At 47.9% G+C, this 1,200-nt stretch carries 1 protein-coding gene; it reads right to left on the reverse strand.

Annotated elements, in window-relative coordinates; translation table 11 throughout:
• Positions 1-56: 56 nt before the first annotated feature.
• The coding region (locus K339_RS33290) for a Tn3 family transposase (RefSeq protein WP_051397921.1) at positions 57-1,200 on the reverse strand (1,144 nt) is incomplete at its 5' end.

A 1,200-nucleotide genomic window follows, 5' to 3' on the forward strand; every position in this document is an offset into this window, starting at 1 on the left:
TGGTTGCAACTCCCGATTCGGGCCAAAAGTAAGATAGACAGATTAAGCACTATTACTTATCCTAATCCTGCTGGTTCTTTGGCTGCGGGTGCATACTTCCATTGAAAAATGCGTTCCAAGTCAAACCGAAGCGGTTTATTATCCAGCAGTTTAATAAAGTCATATTCTCCCATCATGTTCACATGCTGCCAGGTAACGGCAGTGCCATTGCCGATGACCGAAATCATTTCTTCCAGTACGGGCTGCGAATCTATCCTGGCAAGTAATTCTGATAAGTATAAGTAATTCCAAAGCACGATAGCATTCTGGATCAGCCGCCGGCACAGAATGATTTTTTCCTGCTCTTGCTTGGTGGCTACCTGAAATTCCTGATTCTGACCGAAGAAAACGGCTTTGGCAAACCGGTTCATCATCTCAATATGGCTTAGCTGCTTTTCAACCGACTGCCGTAATTCCAGGTCATCGTAATACCTGAGGATAAAAGCGGTCCGAATGATTTTGCCGAACTCTTTGAAAGCCTTCTGCAAGGGATTCTGTTTGGCATACGAGTTCATTCGTTTGAGTACCTGAAAAGCGGTGGTTTTGCCCAGTTTGAGCGATACCATCACCCTAAGCATGTCATCCCAGTGCGTCTCAATGAGCTTTTCACTGATGTAATGGTCAGGCAACAGGACGTATCCTTGCCCGGCGTACTCTTTCTGGGAAACAAAGCTGTAGAGTTCCAGCGTACCCAGCTCCTTGATGCGGGGCGCAAAGAACACGCTTAAAAAATGCATCATACCAAATATGACTTCGGTTCCCCCGTGGGAGTCAGTAGAATGCATCGTACTCTTCACCACCGGATTGCCTAAATGCATATCCGCTACATTCCCCGCTTCCCTGTCAGCAGCCGTGATAACGGCCGAATAGTAAGAAGCAAACCGTTCGTCAATGGCAGTGTTGATACTCGATGCCTTTTGGAATCCGGGATACTTGGCCGAATAGGTAGCATTCAGCGAATCGCCCTTCACCAAAATTTTCTGCCCATCACTGGCCGTATGGAGTTCGGTGGGGGACTTCCGGTGAATCTCTGGCAGAGCCAAGCTATTTTTCATTTGGATGATTGTATTATTGGCATCGGCCAGCGCCTGTTCGGACAAGTACCAATCGGCCGTATGCTTCAGGGTAGAGGCCTGCACGCCTTTGGAAATCCGGCCCATC

Source organism: Runella limosa DSM 17973 (assembly GCF_000482465.1).
Classification (GTDB): Bacteria; Bacteroidota; Bacteroidia; order Cytophagales; family Spirosomataceae; genus Runella; species Runella limosa.